Source organism: Pseudomonas sp. REB1044 (assembly GCF_038813925.1).
GTDB classification, from domain to species: Bacteria; Pseudomonadota; Gammaproteobacteria; order Pseudomonadales; family Pseudomonadaceae; genus Aquipseudomonas; species Aquipseudomonas boreofloridensis.
Genome location: NZ_CP046139.1, coordinates 2,117,834 through 2,143,858, shown reverse-complemented (window position 1 = coordinate 2,143,858; position 26,025 = coordinate 2,117,834). Strand labels below are relative to the sequence as shown.

The window sequence follows — 26,025 nt, the reverse complement described above, 5'->3', positions numbered from 1 at the left end:
CTCATATTGATGATTGGTTTTGGCTATAAGCTGTCGATTCGATAGCGTGATCCTGACTATGAATCGGCCTGAGCGGCGACACAGCGGGCATCACTTCCATCGCTCACTTCCAGCCAGCAAGAGGCTTCGGCGCCAGTCCCCCAAGAAACCCGGACCCGCCCCTGCTCGTCCGGCAAGCGAATATGCAGTCGGCTGCCCTGCCCAACCAGGCCCACTTCCACACCCTCTGCATCGAATACCTGAGCCCCGAATGGCAACACGTTGCCATGCCCGTCGCGAGCCTCCAGCACACGCAAACGGCCACTGCGCGTCGGGTAGCTCAGCAAGGTCGCGGCGCCCGAGCGGGGAATGACCGACTGGCCGCTGACCTGCAACTCGACGTCCCGAGACATGCCTTGGGGGTCGAGCTCGACGGTGTTGACGCTATAGGGACTCAATGACGGCACCACCGCAAAGCCTCGGGCGTCGAGCCGTACACTGGGATGCTGCTGAATAGCCGCAGCATGGGCATGGGGGGCATGAACGATCGCGAAGCTTTCACCCAACGACTGCGACAGCATCACACCACCCGCATGGCCCACCACGGCGCCACGCGCACCCAGCGCTAGCTGCCGCGACCCCGGGTGTTGGGCCAATGCCGCGGTCCACTCTCCAGCCGAACTGCGGTGCAGCAGGTTGGCATCCAGGCCCGCCCCAGCTCCACCGCCTGCCTGTTGCGTGGCGGACAGTCCATAGCCCCACTGCCCCGCCTCCCCGGCAGTGGCACTCCAGCGCAGGTTGGTGGACCCTCGACCCTCGGAGTCCCGATTCAAGCTGCTGCTCAGCGAGCCTCGCCGCTGCTCGCCAAGCGGCAGGCTCATCGTCAGCCTCAGCGCATTCGATTGGCCGCCGATACCCCGGTACTCGCGCGCGAGCGTCAGACCGTAGGAGAGCGATCCCAGATGATGGTGATAACCCACGCTGTACTCGCTGTTGCTCGCAGTATCCGCCCAGCGCTCACCGCCGCTGGCGCTCAGGCTCAGGCGCCCCCCACCGGGCAGGCGCTGATGAATGCCCAGCGCTGCACGCCATCGCTGGCTCATGCCTGGACGGCCGGAGCCAGCAGCCCGCGCGAATTCGTTGAAAGTGGAGTAATGCGCGTTATGGCGCTGGGTAAGGCTGGCACTCAGTTCCGTGGCAATCGGCGCGATGCGCTGGCGCCAGTTCAGGCGTAGCGCTTGCCCCTGGACTGGGCGGCGACGCGCTGCAGCACTGCGCGCATGATAGCCGGTCAAACCAAAGGCACCGACAGGGCTGTTGATCGCGGCGCCCAACGCGCCGGCCTGATAGCCTTCAGCTATCCAGGCACCGCCATGCACGCTGAAAACGTTGTTCAGGCCCTGCTGCCAACTGCCTTGAACATGACCCGGGCCAGTACGCCCCACATCGTCGCGCCATACACCTGCACTGAAATCCAGACGGCTGGCGCCTTCACGCAACGCCAGTGGCGCGGCTTGATAGGGCACGGTGAATCGTCGCACGCTGCCGTCAGATTCGCGCAGGGCTACCTCGAGGTCGTCGTTGAGGCCACTGGCAGGTAGGTCGTCCACCTCGAACGGCCCTGGGGGGACCGTCGTTTCGTGCAGCAGTGCGCCCCGCTGACGGATGCTCAGCAGCGCCGTACTGTTGGCCGCTCCTCGCACCACCGGAGCGAAGCCGCGCTGCGACCTGGGCAGCATACGCTCATCGCTGGAAAGACTCACGCCACGCAGGGGGCTGCTGTCGAAGACCTCCCCTGCCGCATAACTGTCGCCCAGCGTAACCTGAGCCCGCCACGTCGGTATGTCGTGCCGCACCGACGTCGCCCCCGCGCGGTAGTGCGCCGCGCCACCCGCGCTCGCACGGGCACTGCCCTCGTGACGCCAGTACCAGGATCCCGTATTCAAACCGAGGTGCAGGCCAAGGTAGCCTTGTCGGCTGCGCTGGCCATGGCGAAGGTCGTGCTGTTCGTGGATATTGAATCGATAGTCGACAAAGCCCGCGGTCACACCCGGGTCCCAGGTTTCCACCGGCAGGTGATCCTGGGGCTGGCGTCGCAAAGCCGACTGAGCGATATCCAGGCTCAACCGCAGGGCGGCAAAATCCAGGTCTTCACTGGCCAGCAGCATGAGCGATGACAGCGCCACGCAACTGCCCGTCTGCGCCAACGCCTTGAGCGGACGAGGCGCCAGCTGGGTCATGTCCAGCCCCAGGCTGTCGAGTAGCGCCTGGTCGTAACACGGCACGGCCTGGCCTGACGGATCGAAGACCCTCAGGGAAATCGCGCGACGCCCGATCCATTGTTGATTGAGCAAGACGTCCAGGGTGTAGTCGCCTTCGGGCACCCCAGCGCTGATCTGATAGCGGCTCACATCCAGGGTGCTGCCGCCGCGCAGAAGCCCCGCGTCGAATTCCACCGCAGCACCGAGTTCGGCCACCATGCCTGTGACACTCAGAAGCCAGCGCCATCTGCCCGCTGTCCAGGCGCGTCTAACCTTCATGGCCGCGCTGCAGCGCTGCAGAGGCAGGTCGCGCAGCACCGAAGTCGTCCAAGTATTCGTAGCGGACCTCAGTGACCGAGGCCGGACGCTGCGTTTGTTGAGGCAGAACGAAGCGCGCGTTGCCATAGGGCGGGATGTGCCCTGCCAGAGCCGCCTGAACAGCATTCGCGTCGGCAGCTTCCAGTTTGCCCAGATTGACATGGTAAGGCGTAGGATTGTTCGCCTGCAGCGCCCAACCCTCTGTGCTGCGGACCACGTTCCAGGTCACCTGTTCATGGGCCTCTGCAGGCTTGCCAGACAAGCCCTGCGGCCGATAGAGCAACTTGATACGGCTGCGCAGGGAGATCTGCAGGCTATTGGCGCCGCCGCCTTTTGGCGGGACGTCGAGCACATTGAGCCAGTACAGGCTCTCGCGGTCGTGCGGCATCTCACGGCCATCGTGGAAAATCCTGAGACTCTGCTGCTTGGCCGGATCCAGACGAAACAGCGCCGGCGCCAGGCTGAACGGGCCCTGCAACTCACCCTGCGCGTCCTCCGACCCACCTTCGTCGACCCACGCTTGTACCAGTGACGGCTGGCGCCCTTCGTTACTCACCCTGACGGTAACCTCAGGCGCCCCGGCCGAAAAGATGACGCGGGTGCTAGCGATCACTACGCTGGCGCTAGCCTGCACACTGGCGAGACACACAACCAGAAGCGCCCCCCGCACGAGAACGCTGCGTGAAAACGTCATGACTTAAAACTCGATGTCGGAAACGGGACGCCCCACAAGTGGACGGTCCCGCAGGAGGGTCTTAGAGGTAGTCCAGCGAGTAGCGAACGCGGGAGCTGACAGCCCCCGGCGTCGTATTGCCAGTCGAGTAATACTGGACGAAGTAGCTCAAGGTCGCGTTCCCGTCCACGATGTCGACGACCTGGGAGTTCTGATTGCCCTTGACCGCCGCCAGGTCCATCACACCCTTGCTGCTGTTGAGCAACTGCAGTTCGACGTTGCTGCTACCGCCAGCATCGACGATCAACCGCCCCTGATCACTGATGCCCGGACCCGGCTCGAAATAGGTCGAGACCCTGCCCAGATGGCTGCAGCCGCTCAGTTGCAGTGAGAATGCCGTCTGCCCCTCGACATCCCCTGGGCGGACCAGCTTGGCAGCATTGACGTCTGGCAGGGTTACCGGCAGGTTGCCATTTCCGCCGTTGACGGTGCAGGTTGGCGCCAACACCCGTCCCTGGAAGCTGATTTCACCATGGTCGGCGTGGGCGCTCCCCATTACCAGCAGCGAACCGCAGAGCCCCATCACACTTTGAGTCAACCTATTCATGAGTTCTTCCTGAAAAGAACAGCGAGGCTTATGCCGAGCCGGCGCCTGAAGCGACGCCGCCACAGTATCGGCAAGAACAGGTAGAGGCTCTGTCAGTGCTAGGAAGGAAATCCTCTGGAGACCACCATGCCAGCCGTAGGATTCAATGCCTGAGGCTGACAGATGTGCTTACCGTATTGCAGTGCGCATGGTCACGAACTCTTCGGCGGCCGTGGGGTGCACACCAATCGTTTCGTCGAACTGCTGCTTGGTGGCCCCTGCCTTGAGCGCGACACCCAGCCCCTGGATGATCTCGCCCGCATCAGGACCGACCATGTGGCAACCCAGGACCTTGTCGGTATCGGCATCCACCACCAACTTCATCAGGGTCTTTTCTTGCACATCGGTGAGCGTCAGCTTCATGGCGCGGAAGCGGCTTTCGAAAATCTGCACCTTGTGCCCCGCTTGCAGCGCTTGTTCTTCGGTCAGCCCCACGGTACCGATCGGTGGTTGGCTGAACACGGCCGTTGGAATGTTCTGGTAATCCACCGCACGGTATTGCTCAGGCTTGAACAGATGACGCGCCACGGCCATGCCTTCTGCCAGGGCGACCGGCGTGAGCTGCACGCGACCGATCACATCGCCCAGCGCGAAAATCGAAGCCTCGGTGGTACGGTAGTGATCGTCGACGCGGATATAACCGCGCTCGTCCAGCTCCACGCCGGTCGTTTCCAGTCCGAGGTCATCGAGCATCGGACGCCTCCCGGTGGCGTAGAATATGCAGTCGGCGACCCGTTCACTGCCATCTTTGAGCGTCGCCTTGAGGCTGCCGTCGGCCTGCTGGTCGATGCGTTGGATGTCCGTATTGAATTGCAGGTCCATGCCGCGCTTCTCCAGTTCCTCCTTCAGATGGGTGCGAACCGACCCATCGAAACCGCGCAGGAACAGGTCGCCCCGATACAACAAGGAAGTGTCGGCGCCCAGACCCTGGAAGATGCCGGCGAACTCCACCGCGATGTAGCCCCCACCGACCACCAGCACCCGACGCGGCAGTTCCTTGAGGTAAAACGCCTCGTTGGAGGTAATCGCCAGTTCCTTGCCAGGAATATCCGGCACGTGCGGCCAACCACCAGTAGCGATGAGGATGTTCGCGGCACTGTAGCGTCGGCCATCGACCTCCACCTCATGGGCACCGGTAATGCGCGCATGCCCCTGCAGCAACGTGACGCCGCTATTGACCAGCAGATTGCGGTAGATGCCGTTGAGCCGCTCGATTTCACGGTTCTTGTTGGCGATCAACGTGCCCCAGTCGAAATGCCCTTCTTCGAGGGTCCAGCCATAGCCGGACGCCTGCTCCACTTCATCGGCGACATGGGCGCCGTACACCAGCAATTTCTTCGGCACACAACCAACGTTGACGCAGGTGCCACCCAGGTACCGGCTCTCGGCCACCGCCACCTTGGCGCCAAAACCTGCAGCGAAACGCGCAGCGCGCACGCCACCGGAACCGGCACCAATCACGAACAGATCAAAATCGTAGGCCACTTTCCGTACTCCATGAAAAAAGCTGCAAGTTTCAAGCGGCAAGCTGCAAGAAAAGGCAGCTCGGCTTGCAACTTGCAGCTTGTGACTTACAGCTTATAGCTTATAGCTCAGTAAGCCTTGCCGGTCTTGTAGTAGTGCTCGAAGCAGTAGTTGGTGGCGTCGATGTAGCCTTCGGCGCCGCCGCAGTCGAAGCGCTCACCCTTAAACTTGTAGGCCAAAACACGCCCCTTGCGGGCTTGTTCCAGCAGTGCATCGGTGATCTGGATCTCACCGCCTTTGCCTGGTTTGGTTTTAGCGATGATGTCGAAGATGTCCGGTGTCAAAATGTAGCGACCGATGATGGCTAGGTTGGACGGCGCGTCCTCAGGCTTAGGTTTCTCGACCATGTTGGTCACCTGGAACAGGTCTTCGTCGATCTTGTCACCCGCGATGACGCCATATTTGTTGGTTTCCTGCGGATCGACTTCCTGAATTGCAACGATCGAGCAGCGGTGCTTGTTGTACAGCTCGACCATCTGGGTCAGAACACCATCACCCGTGGGGTTGACGCACAGGTCATCGGCCAGCACAACGGCGAAGGCTTCGTCGCCGATCAGCGGGCGACCGGTGAGAATGGCATGGCCCAGGCCTTTCATTTCAGTCTGGCGGGTGTAGGAGAACGAGCACTCGTCCAGCAGACGACGGATGCCGACCAGGTACTTCTCCTTGTCGGTACCCTTGATCTGGTTTTCTAGCTCATAGCTGATGTCGAAGTGGTCTTCCAAGGCACGCTTGCCGCGGCCGGTGACGATCGAAATCTCGTTCAGGCCGGCGTCCAGCGCCTCTTCCACGCCGTACTGGATCAGTGGCTTGTTGACCACCGGCAGCATTTCCTTGGGCATGGCTTTGGTAGCAGGCAGGAAGCGAGTGCCGTAACCGGCTGCCGGGAACAAGCATTTTTTGATCATAAACATCCTTAGATGAAGGCTGGGCCTGTGGTATTCGGCGCAGTCTAATCAGGCGGCAGTCACCTTACAATGCCCGCCCACTGGCCGACCGATGCCATGATAGAGATAACCCAGGGAGGATAGTTCCGATGGATCATAAATATTGCGCCCATCGAACAGCACCGGCATGCGCATCAGACCACGGATACGGCGAAAGTCCGGCTGGCGGAACTGCTTCCACTCGGTGACCAAGACCAAAGCGTCGGCCCCCTCGGCGCACATATAAGGGTCTTCGACCAGCGTTAGTTGTCCGCTGGAAACAGCCTGCGCGTAGAGCGCTGCCACACTGGCCAACGCCGCAGGATCGCATGCCTGGACCCGCACACCGGCGTCCAGCAAAGCCTCCAGCAGCACAAGACTCGGTGCCTCGCGCACATCATCTGTTCCCGGCTTGAAGGCCAATCCCCAGACAGCGACACGGCGCCCGCGCAAGAAGCCGCCGAAGTGCTGTTCCAGCGCCTTGAACAACAAGGTCTTCTGCTGGGCGTTGCGCGCCTGCACGGCACGCAGGATGGTCGGCTGATAACCATGCTGCTCGGCTGTGTGAATCAGCGCGCGCACATCCTTGGGAAAGCACGAGCCGCCATAACCGCAGCCGGCATAAATGAAATCGCTGCCGATGCGCGGATCACTGCCTATACCGCGACGCACCTGCTCGATATCCACCTCCAACTGCGCGCACAACCCAGCCAATTCGTTGATGAAGGAAATCTTGCTGGCGAGAAAGGCATTAGCCGCGTATTTGCTGAACTCTGCCGCACGCGGGCTCATGCACAGCACGCGCTCGCGGTTACGCACAAAAGGCGCGTAGAGACGTTGCAGCCGTTCGCGGGCCACCGGGCTGTCGCTGCCCAGGATGATCCGATCAGGGCGCATGAAGTCCTCGACGGCGCTGCCCTCCTTGAGAAATTCAGGATTGCTGGCCACCTCCACTGCAAACGCCACTGCGCGCTCGCGCAAACCGCTGTCGATCTGCGCGGCGATGCGCTCTACCGTACCCACTGGCGATGTCGATTTGTTCACCACCAGACACGGGCGCGGCAATTGCCGACCCAGGCTTTCAGCCACGGCCAGCACATGCTGCAGATCGGCCGAGCCGTCCTCCTGACTCGGCGTACCGACGGCGATGAACACCACCTCGGCGCGCGCCAGCGCCTGCTCCCAATCTTCAGTGAAACTCAGCAGCCCACTGCGTCGGCCCTCCTGCAGCAGCGCGGCCAAGCCTGGCTCGTAGATCGGGGACTGACCCTGGCGCAGCCGCGCCAGGCGTGCATGGTCGCGCTCCAGGCAAACCACGCGATTGCCCATCTGGGCAAAGCACGCAGCGGTGACCAATCCGACATATCCCGCCCCGATCACACACAGTTCCATGGCCGCGCCCCTTCATAGCAGAGGCGGTCATTGCAACCTGTGAACCGTTGCAAGGCGGTGACACCAGCGCGACAGGCCAGTGAAAGCGCTCAAACGACAACGCTCAGCGCCCGGTTCCCTGCCCGAGCACGACACCCTCCACCTTTTGGCCATAGAGGTTGACGCCGTCGTTGGCGTGAAACTTCAGACGCGTCTTTTCAATGGAGCCTTCCACCAGACGCGGATCCTGCGGACGCTCATGACGGTTGATCCACGCAGCCACATCCCAGGCCTGTTGATCGCTGAGGCTACCGGGCTTGCCCAGCGGCATGTTGTACTTGATGAACGAAGCGGCGGTGTTGATCCGGTGCATGCCCGCGCCCCAATTGTATGAATCGGCTCCCCACAGCGGCGGCATCACATAGTCGTCGGCCACCTTCTGCCCTTCGCCTCGGTCGCCGTGGCAGATCGCACATTGCTCGCGGTAAACCTGCTGGCCACGAGCGAAGTCATAGCCGCCGGCCGGTTGCGGCACCTCGGGGTAGCCGCGCCCTGGGGTTTCGATGGCGGTGCGGGTGCCGGTCGCCAACCAATAGGAGTACACGCTGAGGGCGGTCATCTGCGGGCTGTCCGCCGCCGGCGGGCGACCATTCATGCTGAACTGGAAGCACCCCTGGATGCGCTCGGCATAAGTATTGACCTTGTCATTTTTCTTGCGATAGGCCGGATACATCGGGTACGCCCCCCACAGCGGCGCAGAGTGAGCCATGCGCCCCTGATCGAGGTGACAGCTACTGCAGTTCATGCCATTGCCGACCGCCTCGGGCATCAGCCGGCGGGTATCGACGAACAAGGCATGACCCTGCCGAACCGTTTCCCCGAAAGCGTTATCCGGGAGGTCGCTTTCTGCAGGTGGCGCAAAGTGCGCAGCAGCCTGGCCGTCGGGCACCGTGAGCTGGCTTTGATCTTCCATGGCAATGGGCGCGGCCTGAAGGCTGCCAGCACTGAGCAGCAAGGCGGTCATCAGCGTTCTCATGGCGTGACCTCCTGGCGTGGCGCCTGGGCGAAGTAATCGGCCACTGCCGTGACCTCGGCGTCGGTCATAGCCTTCGCGACACCGACCATCAACTCATTGGGATCATTGCGGCGCGCGCCGTCACGCCAAGCGTTGAGCTGGGCAATCAAGTAAGTCGCCGGCTGACCTGCCAGCGGCGGAAAATGCTCGCCCACCCCCACACCACCGGGGCCGTGGCATTGCACGCAGCCAGGATCTGGCGACTCCAGTCGCCGTACAGCGCCAGACGTTCGGTGGCATCGGCCGCGATCTGCTGACGGCGTTTGCCAGGCGCGACGTCATCGGGCTGTGCGGCCAACCACGTGCTGACTGCCGTGCGCTCTTCAGCGCTCAATGCGCTGGCCAGCGGCGTCATCACAGGCTGTTGGCGGCTGCCGCTTGCGAAGTCGTCAAGCTGCTTGCGCAGATAGGCGGCTGGCAATCCTGCGAGGCGCGGAAAACCGGCGGCAGCGATGCCCTTGGCATCGGCACCATGGCAACCGAGACAGGCCATGGCGGCGGGGTTCTGCCCGCCTTGGGAGAAGATTTTCTGGCCATCGGCGGCGTACGCCGCGGGCCAGGTCAAGACCAGCACACTGCCGATCATGAGACGACTCATCGGGTTCATCAGGGACACTCCATTTCCTTGTTATAAGCTTAGTCTTAAAAGACATAAGGAAATGAATAGTAGTCAGCTCCCGCCAAACCGAACAATGTCCTTACTCAACCTGCGGCTTTTTGCTGCAGGTTATGCGCGAAATTGTTGAGCTGGATCAAGAACCCGAGATGCAAGCCGTCGCTGCAGTGCGCACATCGCCCAGGCGCAGCGGGAAATTGTTCAACCGTTCATGCACCTTGATCGAGCTGCCACTGCCTCGTTTGTCGATATCGAACAGTGCCGCCGGACCGACACCGGCCGTGAGTTTCTGCGGCACGATCAGACGCAAGCCATCGCCGCGCACTTCCTCAACCAGTGGATCACGTGTCTCGCTCAACTTGTCCTTGATGCAGTCAGCGTACTCGCGCGGTGTCTTCCCAGAGATCACGTCCATCGTCTCGCGCGACTCCTCCAGTTCCGACACGCTCACGCAACCGCCCAGCACCAGTGCCGCAGCCAGCATCGTCCACTTCATCGACCACCTCTGTGCCATTCAAAGAACAGCTTCGACCGTATTGCGGCGGTTTTGCTCCCCGACCTGTCACTTTTATCCTGCAGGCGCATGTCGAGCCCGGCAGCCGGGTAGGACATCGTGGTATCTTGGCGGTTTTGCAGAAACGACCTTGCGGGGCCCTTCATGAAATTCATACACCAGCGCGAGCACCTGAATGAAGACGATATCGTCGTCATCGAATGCTCCCAGCGTTGCAACATTCGCCTGATGAACGACGCCAACTTCCGCAGCTTCAAGAACGGCGGTCGTCACACCTATCATGGCGGGCTGTTCGATCGTTTCCCGGCGAAGATCTCGGTGCCCAGCACCGGATTCTGGAACATCACGCTCGATGCGGTGACTACCCGGCCGATCTCGGTGACGCGCAAGCCGGCCTTTACCCACAAGATCAAGATCATCCGTCGTTCCTCGTCGAAACTTGGATAAGCCCCCATGACCCAGAACATCAAGTACGTCATCAAATACAAGCTCGACGGTGAGCGGCGCTGGGACTTCGCGGTGATGCCCGATGCCTCCGAAGAACAGGCGTTGCAAGCGCTGCGCAAGATTCACGGCGACGATACGCAGAAAATCAGCGATATCCAGGTCAGCAAAGCCCTGTAGAACCCTCGCAAGGAGCGCCGCCGCATGAGCACTTGGTCAGACCGCCGCATCCTCGACCTGCTGAACATCGAGCAGCCCATCCTTCAGGCGCCCATGGCGGGGGCAGGCGGATCGGCGCTGGCCATTGCAGTGGGGAATGCCGGCGGCCTGGGCGCCCTGCCCTGCGCCATGCTCGGCGTCGAACAGATCCGTGACGAGGTGGCGGCTTTTCGAGCGTCCTGCCATGGACCGCTGAACCTCAACTTCTTCTGCCATCGGCCGCCTGAGCCAGATGCCGCTCGCCAAGCGCGCTGGAAGCAAGCCCTCAGGCCCTACTACGATGAAGTCGGCGCCGACTTCGAGGCACCCACGCCGGTGTCCAGCCGCGCGCCCTTCGACGAGCAGGGATGCCAACTCATCGAGCAATTGCGTCCGCAGGTGGTGAGCTTTCATTTCGGTCTGCCTGAGCCTGCCTTGCTGCAGCGGATAAAGGCCAGCGGCGCGCGCGTGCTGTCCAGCGCGACCACGGTCGAGGAAGCGATCTGGCTAGAGCAGCGCGGCTGCGATGCGATCATTGCAATGGGCTATGAAGCCGGCGGTCATCGCGCGATGTTCCTGAGCGAGGACATCAGCAGTCAGATTGGCACACTCGCCCTGGTACCGCAGGTGGCCGACGCGGTGCAGGTGCCGGTGATCGCAGCCGGCGGCATAGCCGATGCGCGGGGTCTGGTCGCCGCACTGGCCTTGGGGGCTTCGGCTGTGCAGATCGGCACGGCCTATCTCTTCACGCCACAAGCCAAGGTCTCGCCCGCCCACCGCCAGGCGTTGAGCAGTGCCCAGGCCAGTGAAACCGCGCTGACCAACCTGTTCACCGGACGCCCAGCCCGTGGTATCGGCACGCGCCTGATGCGCGAACTGGGGCCGATGAGCGATCTGGCGCCGCGCTTCCCCCTTGCCGGCGGTGCCTTGATGCCGCTGCGCGCCATCACCGAGGCCCAAGGCCGCAGCGACTTCAGCAACTTGTGGGCTGGCCAGGCGTTGCGTCTGGGTAACCCCATGGATGCAGGCGACCTCACCCGTACGATTGCCCAAGGCGCACTCGCTCGCTTGCGCTGAGCGCATCGCCGCTTCCCCGCTTCCCCGCTTCCCATCGACACTGCGTAAAGGGCCCAACGGGGCCCTCTATCCGCCCGAGGCTAATTCGCTATATATTCCGCTATATAACGATAACCCAAGGAGCTTCACCCATGCGTAGACCTTTTTTCCCTTTGGCTGCCAGCGCACTGGCCAGCCTGTTGTGCCTGAACAGTGCCTGGGCCGACGAGGTCCAGGTTGCGGTGGCCGCCAACTTCACCGCGCCGATCCAGGCGATCGCCAAGGACTTCGAGAAGGATACCGGTCACACGCTCGTTGCAGCCTTTGGCGCCACCGGACAGTTCTACGCGCAGATCAAGAACGGCGCACCGTTCGAGGTGTTTCTGGCCGCCGATGACAGCACTCCAGCCAAGCTCGAGCAGGAAAAAGCGATCGTCGAAGGCTCGCGCTTCACCTATGCCATCGGCACACTGGCGCTGTGGTCTGCCAAGCCCGGCTATGTGGACGGCAAGGGCGAGGTGCTGAAGCAGAATGCGTTCAAGCATCTGTCCATCGCCAACCCGAAAACCGCTCCCTACGGTCTGGCAGCGACCCAGGTGCTGGATAAGCTCGGTCTCACCGCGACCACCAAAGACAAGCTGGTGGAGGGGCAAAACATCACCCAGGCCTTCCAGTTCGTCTCCACCGGCAACGCCGAACTGGGCTTCGTCGCGTTGTCGCAGATCTACAAGGATGGCAAGGTCGACAGCGGCTCGGCCTGGATCGTGCCGGCCACTCTGCACGACCCGATTCGCCAGGACGCCGTCATTCTGGAAAAAGGCAAAGACAATCCGGCAGCCAAAGCGCTGGTCGAGTACCTGAAAGGACCCAAGGCCGCTGCGGTGATCAAGTCTTACGGTTACGAAATCTGATGCCACTGGACGCCAGCGACCTCGGCGCGATCTGGTTGACGCTCAAGCTGGCCAGCCTCACCACGCTGATCCTGCTGCTGCTGGGTACGCCCATCGCCTGGTGGTTGGCGCGGACGCGGTCCTGGCTACGCGGGCCGATTGGCGCGGTGGTGGCCCTGCCACTGGTGCTACCGCCGACGGTGATCGGCTTCTACCTGCTGATCGCCCTCGGCCCGCATGGCTGGCTGGGCCAGGCTACCCAAGCGCTGGGGCTGGGCACCGTGGTGTTCAGCTTTACCGGGCTGGTGATCGGCTCGGTGGTGTACTCCATGCCCTTCGTCGTGCAGCCCTTGCAGAACGCGTTCAGCGCCATCGGCCAGCGCCCGTTGGAAGCGGCGGCAACCCTGCGCGCTGGCCCCTGGGACAGCTTCGTGCACGTGGTGCTGCCGCTGGCGAGACCAGGGTTCGTGACCGCCAGCATCCTGGGCTTTGCCCACACTGTGGGCGAGTTCGGCGTGGTGCTGATGATTGGCGGCAACATTCCCGACAAAACCCGCGTGGTCTCGGTGCAGATCTTCGACCACGTCGAGGCCATGGCTTATTCGCAAGCGCACTGGCTGGCCGGCGCCATGCTGGTGTTTTCCTTCCTGGTGCTGCTGATGCTCTACGCCGGCCGCCGTGGCAAAGCGACTTGGAGTTGAGATGAGTTCACGCTTGCAGGCGCGCCTGAAGCTCGCGCGCGACACATTCACGTTGGACGTCGACCTCGATCTGCCCAGCCGCGGCATCAGCGCCTTGTTCGGCCACTCCGGATCGGGGAAAACGTCCTGCCTTCGCTGCCTGGCTGGTCTGGAGCAAGCCGATGAGGCTTTCATCCAAGTCAATGGCGAGGTCTGGCACGACACCGAGCGTAACCTGTTCGTCCCACCCCACCGCCGCCCGCTGGGCTATGTTTTCCAGGAGCCCAGCCTGTTCCCGCACCTGTCGGTGCGCGGCAACCTGGCCTTCGGCTGGCGCCGAGTGGCGGCGAGTGAACGCAAGGTGGAGTTGGACCAGGCCTGCCAATTACTGGGTATCGGTCACCTGCTGGAGCGAAAACCGAGCACGCTGTCAGGCGGCGAGGCGCAGCGAGTCGGTATCGCCCGCGCACTGCTCAGCAGCCCACGCCTGCTATTGATGGATGAACCACTGGCCGCACTCGACGGGCCCCGCAAGCGGGAAATTCTGCCCTATCTGGAGCGCCTGCACGACGAGCTGGACATCCCTGTGGTGTATGTCAGCCATGCCCAGGACGAAGTGGCGCGCCTGGCCGACCACTTGGTGTTACTGGAGCAGGGCAAGGTCATGGCCAGCGGCCCGATTGGGCCGACGCTGGCGCGCCTGGATCTGTCGCTGGCTCAGAGTGAAGACGCCGGCGTCGTGCTCGAGGGGGTCGTGGTCGGTCATCAACCGGATTACGGCCTGTTCGACCTGCGCTTGCCCGGCGCGGTGGGCCCTACCTTGCGCATTGCCCATCAGCACCTGCAAGTCGGCAGCACGCTGCGTCTGAAAGTCCAGGCGCGCGATGTGAGCCTCACCCTTGCCCAGGACACGACCTCTAGCATTCTCAACCGCTTGTCGGTGACCGTGGGTGAGTGCCGTGCCGCTGACAACCCTGCGCATATCCTGGTCAGCCTCGATGCCGCTGGTAATCCGCTGCTGGCACGCATCACCCGGTACTCCGCCGACCAACTTCACGTGCAGCCCGGACAGAGGCTGTGGGCGCAGATCAAGTCGGTGGCGCTATTGACCTGAGCAACTAGGTCACGCCCGTTGTCCACCGATCAGACGATTGGTCGATGGACGACGCCATGCCCGAGATCACCCTGCCCCGCACCCTGCACTACGTCGACGACACCCAGCCCGGCTTGAGCCGCAAGCGTTGGCGCGATCGCTTCATCTACCTGGACCCGGACGGTAACCGAGTCCGCGACAAGGAGGTGCTGGCGCGCATCGCAGCCCTAGTGATTCCCCCGGCTTACACGGATGTGTGGATCTGTCTGGACCCACAGGGCCATTTACAGGCCACCGGCCGCGATGCCCGTGGACGCAAGCAGTACCGCTACCACGTGCAATGGCGAACCTTGCGCGACGAACACAAGTACTCACGCATGCTGGCTTTCGCCCAGGCCTTGCCGAAACTGCGCAGGCAACTGGACGTGCATCTGTCACGCCCTGGCATGGATCGGGAAAAAGTCATGGCACTGGTGGTCAGTCTGCTCGACAACACACTGATCCGTATTGGCAATCGCCAGTATCTGCGTGACAACAAGTCCTACGGATTGACTACCCTGCGCAACCGTCATGTCGAGGTCAAGGGCAGCACCATTCGCTTCCAGTTCCGCGGCAAGCGCGGGGTCGAGCACAGCATCACGTTGCGCGACCGTCGCTTGGCACAACTGGTCAAGCGCTGCATGGAGCTGCCGGGCCAGGAGCTGTTCCAGTACGTGGACGACAGCGGCGAGCGCCACCGCATCGGCTCAGCCGATATCAACCTGTTCCTCCAGCAACTGACCGGCGCCGACTTCACGGCCAAGGACTATCGCACCTGGGGCGGCAGCACCCTGGCCCTGAACTTGTTGCAGCCCCTGGCGTGGCAGCCGGAAACCGAGGCCAAGCGCCAGGTCACGGCGATCGTGCGGGAAGTCGCCAGCCGATTGGGCAATACGCCAGCGGTCTGCCGCCGCTGCTATATCCATCCTGCGGTGCTGGAGCATTTTCACTTGGGTCGCCTGGCCGACCTGCCGCGCGTGCGAGCACGCAAGGACATGGAGCGCGAGGAGGTCGCCTTGCTCGGTTTTCTTCGGGCACTGGAGGCGCTATGAAGTGCCATTGATTGCGACTATATCCAACATAAATCAGAGAAATTTCCCATAGACGCGCTGGCACCCTATTCTTGCCATCGAGCACCTTCGCCGGACTGATCCCATCAGGTCAAAACGGCACCTGCACCGAAGAACGCCTGGAGATTTCGCCTGAGCAGGAATTTATAGCGTACCAAAGCGTCTTTACTGAGAAGGAAGAGGGACTCGCTCCCACCGCCCTGGCAAATGCCTGGCGGATTTCTACATCACCAAGGAGAAGTACATGCTGATACTCACCCGCAAGGTTGGCGAGAGCATCGTCATCAACGATGACATCAAGGTCACGATTTTGGGCGTCAAGGGCATGCAAGTGAGAATCGGCATCGATGCACCGAAAGATGTCCAGGTGCACCGTGAAGAGATCTTCAAACGCATTCAAGCCGGCAGCCCTGCGCCAGAAAAAAACGACGACTCACACTGATCGCTCACCCAAGTCGCACGGACGCGCTTGCCGCTGCCCATGACCGCAGGACTCGACCTGCGGCTCAGGCAGAGGGATCAAGCCTGCAACAGCGCGCGAACCTTGGCGATCATCTTGTCCATGTCGAAGGGTTTGTCGAACACAGCCTCGAACAGCTCTGGCCGTACGCGTCCCTGGCTGGCCTGAGCACCACTCATCAGAATCACCGGTAGCCCGGTGAGGTGCAGCTCGTCGCGAATCGCTTGGGCCAACTCCTCGCCATTGAGTACCGGCATCATGTAGTCGGTAATCACCAAGTCCACGGGACAGGCTCTCAGCGCATCGAGTGCCTTGCGTCCGTTGCTGGCCTTTTCCACCACGAACCCTTCCTCCTCCAGGGCAAAGCCCAGGATTTCAGCGATCAGGTATTCGTCATCGACGATCAGAATGGTTTTCATCGCCCGCCTCAGCGGTCCCCCGAAGCTGTTGCGGTACCCGACAGCACGCCCTGAGTGCCAACGAAGGCATTGCGCAAGGTTATGCCTGTGGGCCCGATGGTCAGCTCGTGCAGTGACGGGTCATAGTGACTGTCACGCACCTTGAGAATCGAAAGCACGCGGCGCAGTTGCGAATCCAGTTCGACGAAGCGCATGAGCAGCAAATTGTCGACGATACTCGACAGATCCGGTGCCGGCGCGGTGATTTCCGAACCGAACAGGTCGCGCATTTCCCAGGTCAGCAGCACACTGACGCCCTGCGCACGCAGCTCTGCGGTCAATGCGCGGAAAAAACCATTGAGACGATTGGGGTCCGAGGCCAAACGACCGAAGGCGCCGAGGCTGTCGATCACCACGCGCCGGGCGCCGCATGCGCGTACCTGAGTCAGCAGGCGTGCGCCGACCTCGTCCAGCGAGCCTTCGGTAGTCGGCTGCCAGCTCAATAGCAGGGCCCCACAACGCTCCATCTCGACGAAGTCGTAGCCCAGCGAGCCCGCTTTCAAGCGCAAGCGAGCAGGCGTTTCATAGAAGCCAAAGTGCAGCGCAGGCGCCTCTGGCGTGGCGGCGGCGAGAAACGCCAGCCCCAAGGACGACTTGCCCACCCCGGACGGGCCCATGACCAGGCTCACTGACCCTGCGGCCAAGCCGCCGCCGAGCATCTCGTCCAGCGTGCTCACGCCCGTGGTCACGAGCTTGAGCGTGGCCGAGCCCAAGTCGCTCGGATGGCTGTACAGCGCCTCCAATCGCGGATAGACCTGCAGGCCGGTCTGGCTGATGCGGCATTCATGGCGGCCGGACAATGCGCCACTGCCGCGGGTCTTGCGCAGTTGCACATGGCGCACCGCACGGCTGCCGTCGAGTTGTTCGCCCAGTTCGATGACGCCATCGACCATGGTGTGTTCTGGGCTGCCTTCCTCCAATCGAGCACTGGTCAGCAGCAGCACCGTGCAGCCGGCGAACGCTGCATGCCCCTGCAACTGCGCGACAAATTTCTTGGTATCCAGGCTGGTCTCGGCGCGCGAGCGCGCATTGAGCAGGCCGTCGACGATCAGCAGGCTGGCGCGTTGGCGTACGATCTCCTGGCGCAGCAGTCGCACCACGGCCTCCAGCCCCTCTTCCTGCAGCGTGTCGAAAGCGCTGAGGAACAGGATCTGATCGCCCACCAACGATGCGTCGAAGAACTCCAGCGTCGACAGGTACTGGAACAGGCGCTCGTGGGACTCGCTCAGCAACGTTGCCACCAGGACGCGACCGCCCTGCGCCACATGACCGGTGGCGACCTGGTTGGCGAGGATGGTCTTGCCCGCGCCCGGCGGGCCCTGAACGATGTAGGAGGCACCGGCCACCAGGCCGCCCATGAGCAAGGCATCCAACCCGTCGATACCTGTGGCCAGCCGTTTGAGTGTTTCAACCATGACTCGCTAGCACCTCTGCTCTGAGGAGGGGATCGGGCTCGATGAAATCGGCAGGTACAGACTCATGCACGTACCGTGACCGACCGTGCTGGTCACGCTCACTGCACCACCGCTCTGCTTGGCGAAGCCATAGACCTGACTCAAGCCAAGTCCGGTGCCCTTGCCGAAGACCTTGGTGGTGAAAAAAGGCTCGAAGATTCGCGGCAACACCTCAGGATCGATGCCCTGCCCGTTGTCTTCTACGTCGAAGCGCAGAAACGCGCCATGCAGACCTTCCACCTCCCCACCCAGCACGACCTGCGACACGCCGAGCCGGACGCACCCCCGCTCGGCAATCGCGTCGCGGGCGTTGAACACCAGATTGAGCAATACCATTTGCAACTGCCCAACATCCACGTCCATCTGTGGCAGTGCCTCGGCCACGCACGCACGCAGCGCGATACTCTCGGGCAACGCGTGCTCGATCAGGTTGCAGGTGGAGGCGATCAGCTCGGCAGGTGCGATCAAGGTAGTGTTCAACTGGCGATGGCGGGCGAAACCAAGCAGCACCTGGGTCAACTGCGCGCCGCGCTCGCCTGCCTCGACGATATGTCCCAGCAAGCTGTCCACGCGCGCGGGATCCGCGCTGGCGCGTGCCAAGCGAGCCGAACCCAGGATGATGGTCAGCAGATTATTGAAGTCGTGGGCAAGGCCTCCGGTGAGCTGGCCCAGCGCTTCGAGTTTCTGCGCATGGAACAGCTGGGCGCGCATGGCGTCCAGTTGCAGTGAGGATTCGCGTCGGTCAGAAATGTCACGCGTGACCTTTGCCAGGCCGATGACCTGACCCTGATCGTCGCGCACAACGTCCAGCGCCGTCAGCGCCCAGAACGGCGTTCCGTCCTTGCGCAGCCGCCAGCCCTCGTCTTGGGCCACCCCATGCTCCAGAGCTTGGTTCAGCAGCATGGCCGGCCGACCTTCGGCGCAGTCCTGGGCTGTGAAAAACAGCGAGAAATGCTGCCCGATCACCTCATCGGCGCGGTAGCCCTTTATACGCTGCGCCCCCGGATTCCAGGACACCACGTAGCCTTCGGGATCGAGCATGTAGATGGCGTAATCGACCACTGCGTGTACCAGACGCTCGTAGTGCTCGGCGGGCATGATTGGTGAAGCGGGACGATCATTCGAAACCCTGTCATTGAAAACCATGCGAGCTCCATGAGCACGACCAGCAGCAGTGGAATTGAGCCTAGTTGATTGATCCAGTGTCCAATACATACAGCAATGACAGCAAGTCGGGATTTACCCTATAGTGCCCATGCACTCATGCGCTTGTGGAGCCTGAATGACAACCAATTATCGGCTACTGAGTCTTCAGCGCGATCTGATGAACACCGCACAGCAGATCGACCAGTTGTGTCGAGGCTTGGAAGGCCATGCGCGCTTTCTGCGTCACTCGGTACATCCCGAAGACGCCAACACCATGGGTGAACAGGTTCAGGAACTGCGCGACAGCGCGCAAGACATGCGCGGGATCGCTCACACCATCCATCCGTGAAACGGTCTGCGGTTGACTGGCCTATAACGATGGGCTATAAAGCGCGCCTGATTGGATGGCCCTTCAGCATTGAAGCGTGCCGGTCGAATGACCCGATCACCTGTGCGAGTGTGGTGGAATTGGTATACACAGCAGACTTAAAATCTGTCGGCGCAAGCCTTGTGGGTTCGAGTCCCACCACTCGCACCATCTCCCTCGTCCAAGGCGCCTGATCAGGCGCCTTTTTCGTATCAGCGCTTGCGCTCAGTCATTCGGGTCATCGTGCCAGGCAGGATGGTCCTCTTCGTCGCCCAGGTCGTCGTCCGAGTAGTCGTCGTCCTCAATATCGTCTTCCATCCCTTCGGCGTCGGCCTCCAGCGGCTGAGCCTCATAGAGGAAGTCGTGATCAAGCAGGTGATCGTGCTCGGGTTCCGGGAGATCGTCCTCGTCGTGCATGGCTGGCTCCTGTTTTCAAGATGCTTGTATAGGCGCCACGCCCCGGTAGGTCAACCGTACCCGATTTAACGTTGCCTTAACTCCACCACCCATAAGCTGGTCGAGCTCCCTTCAGAACGTCTTGCCCGCCAGCTCGGCGGGCTTTTTATGTTCGCGGTTCGTCCTCGAATCGAGGAAGGAGTTGGTCATCGCGCACCTGGGATTTGCCAACAGACCTCCTTGAGATGTTTATCGGGCCGCACAGCCCAAGACTGCCTACCCTGCGCGCCAAAAAGTCTTGATTGGAATTTTGTGCCGCGAGAGCCACGGTATTGCTCTGGGTGGTGGGACGCACATACGATGCCCTCACACAGAGGCTACGAAAGCATTTAAAAAATGCCGACGTCGCCCGTCGGCTTTTTAGTGCCCGGCGTTCTTAGGGTTCCCGATTGATAGTTTTCTTCAATCAGTTAGTCCGTAAATAGAATTGGCCCGACACGAAACGTGTGATGCACAGTGCTTCGCATTACATCCCTTGATTCAGCTCCACATCGACACTGGGGCTTTGCTGACTCGCTTATCCCCTCCATCCAGCCGACCCCATCAGCTGGATTTGAGCGAGTCAGCTTTTTTATTCCTCTTGCCCTAACAGGCCCTTTTTGTGGCTGTATGCCGTCCTGAATAAGGGTTACGCCTTTCGGCATGTAGGCTACGTAGCAATTTCTCCTTCGAAACCTCTCTGAAAGAGCTTTAGAAGAGGACTCAGTTGAGGTCGACACAGGCGAATCAGACAGCTTGGTAGCTCAGCTGAGGGATGCCGAAGCCAAACCTTCGCCAAGATCGCGGGCGGTCATCGGCAGAATGGTCGGACTGGCAGAACGCGGTGAGATTAATGACCGCGCACGAACGCTCATCAACGATCTGCTAACGGAGGTTTCAAAGAAGTAAGAGCAATTGAGTACGCACCCCGTCAGAGGGTGGGCGAGCTCTCCGTAGATGAACCAAGAGACAACACCCAACCGCAGGATCTCAGGTCCATGATACTGCTTGATTTCAATGACGCTCACTTATCTTATCTCAGGAGCTAGATAACCTCGGATCCACACTGCCGGAACGGCTGACGTTAGGCCGCCAAGTTCCGGCGCCCTGACGGTACTATAGATGTTCTGCAAACCAGCTCGCAGCGGCATCGCTGGTGGTTTCGAAATGCTCTCTATAGACGGAGTAATGTCCGCCTGGCAGGAGAATAAGCTTCTTTGGATCGTGTGCCTGGCTGTAGGCTTCTTGCTGAAGGTCGGCTGGAGTAAGCCCATCATCCAAAGCGACGATCATCAGCAGCGGCGTAGGTGAAATGCGGCTGATGTAGGCGCCAGGCTCGTAGCTTCGGGCTAGCTCCAGCGACCGCAGCGTTACTTCGTTTTTCCACCAAGGGCTCCGTTCGCCTTCGCTGCCCATGTACTCGAAAGAATCGAGACCCGGATAGGCCACAGACGCGTTAGGGTCTGCGCTAATAATTTGTAGTCGTGCAGGTGGCTCTGCCCTGAAACGGGCTTCACGATCCGCTTCGAAACTCGCACGCAAGACCTTGGCTTTGTCTGGACTGACTCGACGTTGAGCTGCCTTGAAGCCACTGATGGTCGGCACCTGACTGACGACGCACTTAACGCGCCTGTCCAGCGCTGCCACGCTCAGGGCGTGTCCGCCAGCGTAGCTTGTCCCCCAAATGCCGATACGCTCAGGATCAACATCTGGGCGACTGCGAACGTACGAAATGGCACCACGATAGTCTTCGATCTGCTTATAAGGATCGATCTCCTGCCGAGGTTCTCCACCGCTTTTTCCCAGCCCGCGGAAATCGAACGTGAGAGCAGCAAATCCTCGGTTCACGATCACGGCCGCGTAATCGTCCAGGTCCCCGCCCGTTACCATCGACCAGCCGTTGGCCAGCACCACGGTTGGCAGTTGACCGAGTAACCCTTCAGGGCGGTAGAACGTGCCACGAATCGTGGCGCCTTCCAATTGAAACTCAATCGCCTCCACCGAAGCCTTGGCTTTTTCTCTCTGCTCAAACATACGTACCATCCTCAACTGATGTTTTGATTTACGCTGCTCGATTTCATCGGGCACAGCGTTCGTTTGCTCTATGGGCGTCGCCCGTGTCCCTCGCGACTGATTCATTCATCTATTTAAATAGGTTCGCCCCATTATTTCGCGGCCTTTAGACTAACGAAATATACAAATGGGATACCAGCTGTCTTAGGCTCTGTTTGAAAAGTCTTAAGATGAAGGTCAGACAAGGCGAAGGCCGCCGGAGGACGGTCGGAGTCGCGCTCGACTTTACGCGTTGTAAATGAGCATTCCGACCGGGCTGGCGATCCAGGCGGCTTTCAACGCAGCATCACCGAGTATCAAGGCTTTTCAGACAGAGCCTAGGGTCAATTTGCTCGTATCCCAAGAAGTGGTGTAACTCATCGTGGCTCTGGCCGCTGAGTTTGCCGTTTATTTGATCACGGTCGCCAGCTTGACCTGTAGATCATCGATCGCGAAGTTAGTCAGCCACCAGGCGCCACTGTCCGTCTCATTCAGCGCGGCTACACCATTTTATGGGACACGATCCTGCTCAGCCTTGATCTTGTTCAAGCAGTGCGTGCGGAGGGCCTTCCACCCGCAAGGTGTCTTGGACAGATGGTCGTTGACCGACGCGTTCGTAGAACTTCTGCAGGGCCGGCCACTGTGATAGGTCCATTGCCAGACGCCGTGCCCAGGTCAGCATCGTGAAGAGATAAGCATCCGGTGCGGAGAAATGTTCGCCTCCTAGATAGCTTGCTCCGGTCAGTCGGCGATTGACGTTGTCCAGACGAGGCGAGACGTGGAGACGGGTCTGGGCTTGCCCCTGAAGTGTTTTCGAAAGAAAGTTCGCTGCTACGCCGCCATGCCTCTCTGGGGTGATGAAATTCTTGTGCAACTCTGTCGCGATGAAGTTGAGCCATTCCAGCGCGTGATATCGCTCGCGAGTATTGGTCGGCGGCAATAGTTGCTTAGCAGGCACTTGGTCCGCGATGAACTGCAGGATCACTGCACATTCGGTGAGCACGTCGCCATCCCCCAGCTTTAGTGCTGGCACGTAAGCCTTCGGGTTGAACGCTCGGTAGTCGCCCCCCGACCAACTACGAGTGCTCAGATCGACTTTTTCCAAGGTGAAGCTCAGTTCAGCCTCTCTGAGCAGTATATGTGGTGCCTGTGAACTGGCGCCGGCCGCGTAGTAAAGGGTAAACATAATTTCCCCAATCGAAAGAAAACACAACGTTACCTATGCTTCATGCTCGTGGAAACGCGTGACAGTGCGATTCAGGCGTGCAAAGATGCAAGCATGTTCGATTGGCAGGATCTCCACTTCTTTCTAGCCGCCGCCAGGCTCGGATCATTCACTGCGGCGGCAGCCGAACTGGGCGTAGATCACGCCACGGTAGGACGTCGTGTCGCCCGTCTGGAGGCATCGACTGAGCGTAAGCTGGTTATTCGCCTGCCCCGATCAACGCGGTTGACGAAAGACGGCCAGGCGCTCGTTGCCGTGGCCCAAGCGATGGAAGCTCAGACGAGCGCGATAGTTCGCCATCTGCGAGGTAGCAACGATCCGCTACAGGCCACTGTCGTAGTGAGTGCGCTACCAGTGCTTGCAGCGTTTCTCATCGCTCCGAGCCTACCCGTTTTCGCTCAAGCACATCCCGAGATTCAGATAGTGCTGTCAGCCACGTCGACTGTTGCGTCGCTTGAGCGTGCGGAGGCCGATATCGCCATCGGTTTTGTACGACCGCAATTACCTGGGCGCGTCGTGCGTCAAGTAGGCGACCTATCGCTGGCTCTCTATACCAGCCACGACTACATCCTCCAGCCAGTGGAGCATTGGAGGCTGATCGGCTTCGAACCTTCGCTGGCGCACATTCCTCAGCAGCGCTGGTTGGACGAATTTGCTGCTGGTCGTCCCTTTGCCCTTCGATCCAACGATGTCGTCACTCAGGCGCAAGGAGCGCGTGCAGGCTTAGGTGTTGCCTTGCTCCCGCGACTTCTAGGAGATTCTGATCCTGGTTTGGTGCACGTCAAGACTCATCCGACTCCCTTGAGTCGAAAGCTCTGGATGTCAGTTCATGGCGACCTGAGGCAGTCTCCGGCTGTTCGGGCAGTCATGGATCACTTGATCGAGGTGTGCGCTGCACTGCCTGGGACCGGTGATCACCGGCGCTGATCGCCTCCACCATCTGCGCAGTCGGTGTGATCGCATCGACCGCTTCGCCACAGCCTGCGAATCCAATGCGGGGTAACCGTCGATGTCAGCTGATGAGCTCGTTGGTACTCTATAGGTCAGCTGCTTGATAGGTCAGCTGCGTGCCCCCAGTTCCAACAGCGTCGCCAGCCGCAGGTCTTTGGTCTTTTCCATGGCGTTGATCCTTTGGTGAAAAAGAGTACTGTTATGGCAGCAGCACCAAATATTGGTTACCGGTAATGTAGAGCGCCCAGGCTCGGCTGAACCGCCCCGGGTTTCACGCAGACTCCACTTTTTAAGCAACTGGAGCCACTGTGCCAAAACCATCGAAATTCTTCCCCGAAATCCGTGAACGCGCCGTGCGAATGGTCTATGAAGTCCACGAGTCGCACGACGCTCAATGGGCAGCCATCGAAGCGGTCTCCAGCAAGATCGGATGTACCGCCCAGACCTTGAGCAACTGGATTCGCAAGGCCTCCTCTCCCTCTACGCTCAGCACCCCGGCTGACCCTCGGGTCAAAGAGCTAGAGCGCGAGATTCGCGAACTCAAGCGCGCCAATGAGATCCTCAAGGTTGCCAGTGCTTTTTTCGCCCAAGCGGAACTCGACCGCCGTTTGAAGTGATCTGGTGGCTGATCGGCGCGCACCGGAAAAACATTCGCGGTTGAGCCGATGTGTCTTGTGCTGCATGTGTCACGTTCTGCTTACCGACATCATGCTTCACGCCTACGTGATCCTGCACGAGCCTCACTGCGCGCGATGCGTGACGAGGCGCTGGCATTGCGGGTCCGTCATGTTTGGCAGGAAAACTACGAGGTCTACGGGGCCAGGAAGGTGTGGCGACAGTTGCTATGCGAGGGACAGGCGGTGGCACATTGCGCGGTGGAGCGGTTGATGCGGGCAATGCGTTTGCGCGACGTCACCCTAGGCAGACTGTTAAAACCACGCAAGCACTCTCTGAACAGGCCAATCCTAGGGATCTGGTGAAACGCCACTTCACCGCTGGGCGGCCCAATCGGCTCTGGGTCGCCGACTTCACATTCGTCTCCACCTGGCAAGGGTTGCTTATGTTGCGTTGATCGTAGATGTCTATTCACGATTCATCGTTGGCTGGGGTGTGAGTCGACACATGCGTACCGAGTTCGTGTCGGATGCGCTAGGCTCTGTCTGAAAAGCCTTGAGACTCGTTCATGCTGCGTTGAAAACAGCCTGGAGCGCCAGCCCGGTCGAAATGCTCATGTACTCCAGTACACTCCGCTTCCTCGGCTGTTTTCGCCTTGACTGACCTTCGTCTCAGGACTTTTCAAACAGAGCCTAGAACAGGCGCTTCACGCCCGTCAGACTGAGCCTCACCAATTAATCCATCACAGCGACAGGGGGGCGCAATACCTGTGGATTTGCTACAGCGAATGATTAGGTGAAGCCGGTATTGAGCCGTCGGTTGGCAGTACAGGTGACAGCTACGACAACGCATTGGCAGAGACCATCAATGGCCTTTCCAAGACCGGACTGGACCACAAGAGAGGCCCATGGAAAAGCATCCTGGCCGAAGTAGTTGAGCACCAGCGTAGAAAGTCTTGAATGGGAAACACTGAATTGGGTGAGCTGGCTTAACCCTCAGCGCCTGCTGGGGCCGATTGGAAATAGGCCGCAGTGGAGTTTGAGGCATTATACGAGCAGAGTCAGGCTGCGGGCCGATTCGAATGAAGTAGCCTCCGTGAAATCCGGGGCGGTTCAAGGCGTCTATCAATTGCATTGATAGCGGCTAGTGCTTCAATGCATTTCCACTGTTACCGCCCCGGGGGTAAGTTCGAGTCAAAGGCCTTCCGAGGCCGGTCAACCAACCTGACATAAGGCTTATCATCATGAATCTTAACCTCTTCTCCGTCATTGCCGCTTCCGCTGTATCTGCCACTGTTGCCCTGCCTGCTGCGGCCAGCGTACAAGTCACCGGCGAAAAATCTCGAAACAGCGCCTACACCCAGAAGTACTTGCAGCAAAGCGCTCACTTCTACGCAGCGCTAGATCACAAGACTAAGGATTCTCCGATGAAGTCAACACAGGCCATCTGACCTGAGCTGAAATAGCCTTCCGTCCAACTGCCCTCTACA

26 protein-coding genes, 1 tRNA gene, 2 pseudogenes and 1 other annotated feature are annotated in these 26,025 nt (G+C 60.5%); of the genes and pseudogenes, 14 read left to right on the top strand and 15 right to left on the bottom strand.

The features are described 5' to 3' along the window. Positions 1-56: 56 nt before the first annotated feature. From GKC70_RS09975 to GKC70_RS09935, 9 genes and pseudogenes are all read right to left on the bottom strand, one after another. Positions 57-2,459: a fimbria/pilus outer membrane usher protein gene (locus GKC70_RS09975; protein WP_342651207.1), complete on the bottom strand. Its 2,403-nt coding sequence runs from the start codon at positions 2,457-2,459 to the stop codon at positions 57-59. Between the two features lie 49 nt (positions 2,460-2,508). Next, the gene (locus GKC70_RS09970; RefSeq protein WP_342651206.1) at positions 2,509-3,252 is read right to left on the bottom strand and encodes a molecular chaperone; all 744 of its coding nucleotides are present in this window, start codon (positions 3,250-3,252) and stop codon (positions 2,509-2,511) included. Between the two features lie 61 nt (positions 3,253-3,313). After that, positions 3,314-3,838, bottom strand: coding sequence for a fimbrial protein (locus tag GKC70_RS09965; RefSeq protein WP_342651205.1), 525 nt, complete (start codon positions 3,836-3,838; stop codon positions 3,314-3,316). 168 nt (positions 3,839-4,006) lie between these two features. Then, the gene (gorA, locus tag GKC70_RS09960; RefSeq protein WP_342651204.1) at positions 4,007-5,362 is read right to left on the bottom strand and encodes a glutathione-disulfide reductase; all 1,356 of its coding nucleotides are present in this window, start codon (positions 5,360-5,362) and stop codon (positions 4,007-4,009) included. Positions 5,363-5,469: 107 nt separating this feature from the next. After that, entirely contained in the window at positions 5,470-6,309 is an 840-nt protein-coding gene (gene galU / locus GKC70_RS09955; protein WP_342651203.1) for a UTP--glucose-1-phosphate uridylyltransferase GalU, read from the bottom strand. A gap of 48 nt (positions 6,310-6,357) precedes the next feature. After that, a complete protein-coding gene (locus tag GKC70_RS09950; RefSeq protein WP_342651202.1) occupies positions 6,358-7,719 on the bottom strand; it encodes a UDP-glucose/GDP-mannose dehydrogenase family protein in 1,362 nt (453 codons plus the stop codon). 103 nt (positions 7,720-7,822) lie between these two features. After that, positions 7,823-8,734 carry a c-type cytochrome gene (locus GKC70_RS09945; RefSeq protein WP_342651201.1) on the bottom strand — a complete coding sequence of 304 codons (912 nt, stop codon included), beginning with the start codon at positions 8,732-8,734 and terminating at the stop codon, positions 7,823-7,825. Further along, positions 8,731-9,380: pseudogene (locus tag GKC70_RS09940) on the bottom strand (c-type cytochrome). The gene GKC70_RS09945 and the pseudogene GKC70_RS09940 overlap by 4 nt, the downstream one beginning before the upstream one ends. A 145-nt stretch (positions 9,381-9,525) precedes the next feature. Next, complete coding sequence (locus GKC70_RS09935) at positions 9,526-9,885, bottom strand: hypothetical protein (protein ID WP_029612323.1); 360 nt, start codon at positions 9,883-9,885, stop codon at positions 9,526-9,528. A 162-nt stretch (positions 9,886-10,047) separates the two neighbouring features. Here GKC70_RS09935 and GKC70_RS09930 point away from each other — a divergent pair, with 162 nt between their 5' ends. The 8 genes from GKC70_RS09930 to csrA all read left to right on the top strand — a co-directional run bounded on the left by GKC70_RS09930 (position 10,048) and on the right by csrA (position 15,815). Then, complete coding sequence (locus tag GKC70_RS09930; protein ID WP_029612324.1) at positions 10,048-10,350, top strand: DUF1883 domain-containing protein; 303 nt, start codon at positions 10,048-10,050, stop codon at positions 10,348-10,350. Positions 10,351-10,356: 6 nt separating this feature from the next. After that, positions 10,357-10,527: a hypothetical protein gene (locus GKC70_RS09925; protein ID WP_162889541.1), complete on the top strand. Its 171-nt coding sequence runs from the start codon at positions 10,357-10,359 to the stop codon at positions 10,525-10,527. Between the two features lie 24 nt (positions 10,528-10,551). Further along, positions 10,552-11,622 (top strand): nitronate monooxygenase, encoded by a 1,071-nt coding sequence (locus GKC70_RS09920; RefSeq protein ID WP_295482735.1) that lies wholly within the window; start codon positions 10,552-10,554, stop codon positions 11,620-11,622. Positions 11,623-11,753: 131 nt separating this feature from the next. Next, a complete protein-coding gene (gene modA / locus GKC70_RS09915; RefSeq protein ID WP_342651200.1) occupies positions 11,754-12,512 on the top strand; it encodes a molybdate ABC transporter substrate-binding protein in 759 nt (252 codons plus the stop codon). Next, entirely contained in the window at positions 12,512-13,192 is a 681-nt protein-coding gene (modB, locus tag GKC70_RS09910; protein WP_039578497.1) for a molybdate ABC transporter permease subunit, read from the top strand. The genes modA and modB overlap by 1 nt, the downstream gene beginning before the upstream one ends. A 1-nt stretch (position 13,193) precedes the next feature. After that, positions 13,194-14,285 (top strand): molybdenum ABC transporter ATP-binding protein, encoded by a 1,092-nt coding sequence (gene modC, locus GKC70_RS09905; protein WP_342651199.1) that lies wholly within the window; start codon positions 13,194-13,196, stop codon positions 14,283-14,285. Between the two features lie 56 nt (positions 14,286-14,341). Next, a complete protein-coding gene (locus tag GKC70_RS09900; protein WP_342651198.1) occupies positions 14,342-15,355 on the top strand; it encodes a DNA topoisomerase IB in 1,014 nt (337 codons plus the stop codon). A 262-nt stretch (positions 15,356-15,617) separates the two neighbouring features. Continuing rightward, positions 15,618-15,815 (top strand): carbon storage regulator CsrA, encoded by a 198-nt coding sequence (csrA, locus tag GKC70_RS09895; protein ID WP_029612328.1) that lies wholly within the window; start codon positions 15,618-15,620, stop codon positions 15,813-15,815. Positions 15,816-15,892: 77 nt separating this feature from the next. Here the strand turns inward: csrA and GKC70_RS09890 are convergent, their stop codons facing one another. The 3 genes from GKC70_RS09890 to GKC70_RS09880 are packed head-to-tail and all read right to left on the bottom strand — an operon-like array spanning position 15,893 to position 18,843. Continuing rightward, complete coding sequence (locus GKC70_RS09890; RefSeq protein ID WP_342651197.1) at positions 15,893-16,252, bottom strand: response regulator; 360 nt, start codon at positions 16,250-16,252, stop codon at positions 15,893-15,895. Between the two features lie 8 nt (positions 16,253-16,260). Continuing rightward, positions 16,261-17,706, bottom strand: coding sequence for an ATPase domain-containing protein (locus GKC70_RS09885; RefSeq protein ID WP_342651196.1), 1,446 nt, complete (start codon positions 17,704-17,706; stop codon positions 16,261-16,263). Between the two features lie 6 nt (positions 17,707-17,712). Then, positions 17,713-18,843, bottom strand: a complete 1,131-nt coding sequence (locus GKC70_RS09880; RefSeq protein ID WP_342651496.1) for an ATP-binding protein — start codon at positions 18,841-18,843, stop codon at positions 17,713-17,715. Positions 18,844-19,027: 184 nt separating this feature from the next. Between GKC70_RS09880 and GKC70_RS09875 the strand changes: the two genes are divergently transcribed. Both GKC70_RS09875 and GKC70_RS09870 read left to right on the top strand, forming a co-directional pair. After that, positions 19,028-19,240, top strand: coding sequence for a hypothetical protein (locus tag GKC70_RS09875; protein WP_029612330.1), 213 nt, complete (start codon positions 19,028-19,030; stop codon positions 19,238-19,240). 104 nt (positions 19,241-19,344) lie between these two features. After that, positions 19,345-19,429 (top strand) — tRNA-Leu (locus GKC70_RS09870). A 54-nt stretch (positions 19,430-19,483) separates the two neighbouring features. Here the strand turns inward: GKC70_RS09870 and GKC70_RS09865 are convergent. The 3 genes from GKC70_RS09865 to gstA all read right to left on the bottom strand — a co-directional run bounded on the left by GKC70_RS09865 (position 19,484) and on the right by gstA (position 22,931). Beyond that, positions 19,484-19,675, bottom strand: coding sequence for a hypothetical protein (locus tag GKC70_RS09865; RefSeq protein ID WP_342651195.1), 192 nt, complete (start codon positions 19,673-19,675; stop codon positions 19,484-19,486). 1,134 nt (positions 19,676-20,809) lie between these two features. After that, complete coding sequence (locus GKC70_RS09860) at positions 20,810-21,781, bottom strand: alpha/beta fold hydrolase (protein WP_342651194.1); 972 nt, start codon at positions 21,779-21,781, stop codon at positions 20,810-20,812. A gap of 493 nt (positions 21,782-22,274) precedes the next feature. After that, positions 22,275-22,931, bottom strand: coding sequence for a glutathione transferase GstA (gene gstA, locus GKC70_RS09855; RefSeq protein WP_342651193.1), 657 nt, complete (start codon positions 22,929-22,931; stop codon positions 22,275-22,277). Positions 22,932-23,024: 93 nt separating this feature from the next. On the opposite strand from gstA, the gene GKC70_RS09850 reads away from it, so the two are divergent. From GKC70_RS09850 to GKC70_RS09835, 4 genes and pseudogenes are all read left to right on the top strand, one after another. Then, on the top strand, positions 23,025-23,897 hold the full coding sequence (locus GKC70_RS09850) for a LysR family transcriptional regulator (RefSeq protein ID WP_342651192.1): 873 nt from the start codon (positions 23,025-23,027) through the stop codon (positions 23,895-23,897). 332 nt (positions 23,898-24,229) lie between these two features. Further along, a complete protein-coding gene (locus GKC70_RS09845; protein WP_342651191.1) occupies positions 24,230-24,538 on the top strand; it encodes a transposase in 309 nt (102 codons plus the stop codon). Continuing rightward, positions 24,496-24,612 (top strand) — a sequence feature (AL1L pseudoknot). (Overlaps the previous gene by 43 nt.) A 613-nt stretch (positions 24,613-25,225) precedes the next feature. Beyond that, positions 25,226-25,621 (top strand): annotated as a pseudogene (locus GKC70_RS09840) (IS3 family transposase); the annotation flags it as partial. Positions 25,622-25,779: 158 nt separating this feature from the next. Further along, on the top strand, positions 25,780-25,986 hold the full coding sequence (locus GKC70_RS09835; protein WP_342651190.1) for a hypothetical protein: 207 nt from the start codon (positions 25,780-25,782) through the stop codon (positions 25,984-25,986). Positions 25,987-26,025: the final 39 nt, after the last annotated feature.